General features: G+C 68.4%; 3 protein-coding genes. All 3 read right to left on the bottom strand.

Annotated features, from left to right (window positions below; all coding sequences use genetic code 11):
- Positions 1-4 precede the first annotated feature (4 nt).
- Genes LTV02_RS27025 through LTV02_RS27035 form a run of 3 tightly spaced genes read right to left on the bottom strand, consistent with a single transcriptional unit; the run spans position 5 to position 3,708 of the window.
- Positions 5-1,741 carry a hypothetical protein gene (locus LTV02_RS27025; RefSeq protein ID WP_233034656.1) on the bottom strand — a complete coding sequence of 579 codons (1,737 nt, stop codon included), beginning with the start codon at positions 1,739-1,741 and terminating at the stop codon, positions 5-7.
- Between the two features lie 39 nt (positions 1,742-1,780).
- The gene (locus LTV02_RS27030; RefSeq protein WP_233034657.1) at positions 1,781-3,433 is read right to left on the bottom strand and encodes a hypothetical protein; all 1,653 of its coding nucleotides are present in this window, start codon (positions 3,431-3,433) and stop codon (positions 1,781-1,783) included.
- A 2-nt stretch (positions 3,434-3,435) separates the two neighbouring features.
- Positions 3,436-3,708 (bottom strand): hypothetical protein, encoded by a 273-nt coding sequence (locus LTV02_RS27035; RefSeq protein ID WP_408639263.1) that lies wholly within the window; start codon positions 3,706-3,708, stop codon positions 3,436-3,438.
- Positions 3,709-3,806: the final 98 nt, after the last annotated feature.

The following is a 3,806-nucleotide window of genomic DNA, read 5'->3' on the forward strand; positions in this document are numbered from 1 at the left end:
GGGATCAGCCCTCCACCACCGGCTTGGCCACGACCGGCGGGGCGCCCATGGCCTCCTCCAGGTATTCGGTGGAATCCAGGAAGTCGGGACGCTTGTGCTCCTTGCCCTGCTGACCGCCCTGCGCGCCGTGGCCGCCCATGGGCATGCCGCCCATCGGCATACCGGCGCCCGATGCGGCGATCCCGGCGCGGGAAGCGCTGGCGGACACCGTCATCGCGCCCTCTGCGCTGACCGCGGCGCGCGGGAACAGGCGCTGGCTGAGCGCGGCCGGATTGGTGGCCGCGCCACCGCCGCCCGCGCCGCCACCGCCACCGCCGCCCTTGCCGGCGGCCTGTTTGGCCTGGCCGAGCAGGCTGGACAGGCCGGTGAGATCGGAGCCGTCGGTCGAAGCCTTCTTGGTGGAGGCCGCCGAGGAAGCCTGCTGCGCGGCCGATTGCAGACCGGACAGGGCGCTGGTCAGCCCCGAGCTGTCGCCCGAGTTCGAGGTGCCGCTGTTGCCGCCGTTATTGGTCCCATTGGGATTGGTGCCGTTGGGGTTGGTGCCGTTCGGATCTTTGCCGTTGGGGTCGGTGCCATTCGGTTTCGTCCCATTCGGGTCGGTGCCGTTCGGCTTCGTATTGTTGGGGTCGGTCCCGTTGGGCTTCGTATTGTTCGGGTTCGTGTTGTTCGGATTCGGCAGCGTGCCCAAACCGAACTGGTTCTTGGTGTTCGGGGTGGTGCCACCGCCGCCACGGGTCGTGGACGTGGTGGTCGTCGTTTTCGGCGCGGGCACGGTGGGATCCTGCAGGATCGGGATATTGGCGCTGGCCTTCGCGAGGCCGGGGGTGTACCAGCCGGCGAACCACTTCGCTTGGGTGGCGGCGATCTCCGTCTCGGTCTTGGTGCCGTTCCACTCGTCACGCCAGTCATCGGGCGAGACCCGCTTGATGAACTCCAGCACGCCCGAGAAGTAGTACAGGGTGCCCGCCATGACCCGCAGGTCACCGGTGAAATCGCCGGCCTGGGCCTTGAACTTCTTGGCGGCGGCGATGGCGGCGTCCGCGCCGTCGCCCTGCCACAGGCCCTTCGTCTCCAACTGCTCCAGGCCGTTCACCAGATTGGTGAAACCCTCGTCGACGCGATTGGCCACCCACTTCCAGATCGAACTCTTCTCGGCGACCTTGTCGTGGTGGATGCCCTGGCCGACCTCCCAGAACCATTTGCCGCGCTGGGCATACGGGTTCTCGGCGCCGATCGCGTCGGCGTAATGGTTGCCGCCGACCTTGGGCAGACCGGTCGCACCGGCCTTGGCATCGTGCGCCTCCAGGCTGTCCTCGGTCCACACCGGCGCCGTGCCCGTGCCGAGGCCGTCGGTGGGCATCGAGACATTGTTCGGGCCCATGGTCTTCTTGACCTTGTCGAACTGGGACCGGGAGTCCCCTTCGGCGTCCTGGTACTTGTTGTCGGCGTCGATCAGCGTCTCGCCCATGGCATTCACCAGATCGATGTAGTGATCGATGATGCCGTTCAGCCGCCCGCCCTCGTGATTGCAGCGCTCGGCCATGGTGAGCGCGGACTGCAGGACGCCGTTGTCGCTGAAACCGATATGGCTGGTGAGCGGCCCGGTCAGATCCTTGACGAAGCCGAGCCGGTACGCCACCTCGGCCGCATTGTTGATGGCGTTCTGGGCGGCGCCCGAGGCCACCACCAGACCGCCGTTGCGGGCCTGCTGCCGCAGTTCCAGCCAGGGGTTGTCTACCATTCCGGACTCCCTACCTTGTTCATTCGAGCGAGCGGATTCCTACGAATGTCGCTGCCGGAAGCGCTCTTCGAAGCCGGACGCGTAAATCGAGGGCGGGGTCGTCGAGGTCGCCGACTCCACCACGCCGTCATCCGCGACGTAATACAACGCGCGGGCGATGGCGATCTCTTCCGGGCCGGTCGGCACGAAGACCAGCCAGCCTACCGAAAGACGTTCCGCCACCAGGCGATCGAGCGGATAGGCGGTGGTGTCACTGCCTTCCAGGTGATAGCGCACCGCCGCGATGGCGTCCTCGGCGGACAGCGGTTCCGGTCCGGTGCGCGCTACGCCCGCGAGGGTGAGCTGGTAGTGCGCGGCGTCGAGATCGGCTGCGGGACCGAAGACTTCGGCCAGGGCGGACCGGGTGACATCGCGGCGTTCGGCGGCGGCGACGAAATCGGCCACGGTGGCGCGCAATTCGTCCGAGGGCGCTTCGGAGGCCAGGCCGGCGATCACGTCTGTGACGGTGCCGGTGGTCCAGATGCCGGGGACGGCGGCGGCCAGTTCGGCGGCGTCCGGGGAATCGCCGCGGAACCAGCGGCCGCGCTCCCACCAGTAGCAGAAGCTGAGCAGGCCGCCGGCGGCGCGCGTATTCAGCACCGGGTTGGCGATCCAGTCCGGGGCACCCGCATACAGTTGCGGCAGTTCGGCTTTCCCGTTGTAGGCGGCTTCGAGTTCCGGCGCGTTCCAGACGCCGCCGGAGAGCACGGCACGGCCGCCGGGCAGGACATAGAGCGAGGAGCCGGAGCGGCGGGACCCTTCGAACCAGCCGAAGGAGGGCAGCATGCGCGGGCCCCAATCGGAGCCGATCGCCACGAAAGCGGCGGAGATGGCGGCCCAGCGTGACCACAGCACCGGGAAATCCGGGAAGTCGCCTTCGGAAACCGTTGGCAGATAGCCGGATTCGGCGTCTGCGCGGGCGGCCGCAGCGGCCTGCTGCGGGGTGCGCGACTGGCGATTGCCGTGGTTGGCGTAGGCGGCCAGCCAGGTGGGCACGGTGGAGCGCGGGTAGCGCTCGAGGTCGGCGCGGTAGTCCTCCGGCGTCAGCAGTTGATCGTCGGGGAACGGTTCGTCGCCGTAGTCGTGATCGACGGTGAGTTCACCGATGGCGGTGAGCTCGAGTTCCAGTCGCCACCACGGGCCGTCGCCGAGTTCGGCGGAGAGTTCGCGATGGGCGGTGACCAGGCTCAACGCCTCCACCGGCGGGGTCAGGGCGAGCTGGCGGCCCTCCGCGTTGAAATAGATCAGGCGGGAGCGGTGCGAGGTGGTGGTGAGCGCGAAGGCGGCCGACAGGCGGTGCCAGCCCTCCGGGCCGAAGTCGCTCAGTTCGACGGCGAGCCGGTGGGCGAGTTTGCGCGCCTGGGCGGGTAGGTCCAGGACCGGGGCCGGGTCGATACTGAAACCGACATCGGGGTCGGGAGTTTCGTCGGCGTCCTCGGGACTTTCCGGTGTGCTGCCGGAGGTGGGATCGGCGGAGGTGGGGTCGGCGGATTCCGCCGATCCCCCTTCGGTTTCGGAATCCGCACCGATCACCGGTGCGAGCGCATCGAAGGGGTGTTCCAGCTCCCGATCGGGGGCAGCCTGCGCCGCACCGTCGAGTTTCTGCTCGGATTGCACTGTGGTGGAGCCGCTTTCACTGAATCGGTCGGACACGGTCACTCCAGGCCGGAGAACTTGCGCTCGAATTCCGCGCGGCGCCCGGCGGCATTGCTGCCGTCCAGCTGACCCGCGAACGCGGCCCGGGCGGCATCGGTCAATTCCTGGGGAATCTCCGGGTAGGCGCCGGCGATGGCGAAGAGCGCCTGCTGCGTCGGCCCGTCGAGTCCGGACTCCGAACGCACCCCGCGCCCGGCCAAGGCGGCGGCCAGCGCATTGTCGAAATTGCGGCGCAACTGCTCCTCGCCGGGGCGGCCACCCTGCACGTGCATCCTCCTCGTCTCACCGGAACCAACTGTCAGCATCACATATCCCGCGCGACCGTGCGGTGGCCGAAATCGTAAGAATCGGCGAATTCACATCGGGGCAC

This window comes from Nocardia yamanashiensis, assembly GCF_021183565.1.
Lineage (GTDB): Bacteria > Actinomycetota > Actinomycetes > Mycobacteriales > Mycobacteriaceae > Nocardia > Nocardia yamanashiensis.

What these genes read in the sequence shown, in the direction of transcription:
- LTV02_RS27025 (WP_233034656.1), bottom strand. Translation starts at nt 1,741, where the DNA reads ATGGTAGACAACCCCTGGCTGGAACTGCGGCAGCAGGCCCGCAACGGC.
- LTV02_RS27035 (WP_408639263.1), bottom strand. Translation starts at nt 3,708, where the DNA reads ATGCACGTGCAGGGTGGCCGCCCCGGCGAGGAGCAGTTGCGCCGCAAT.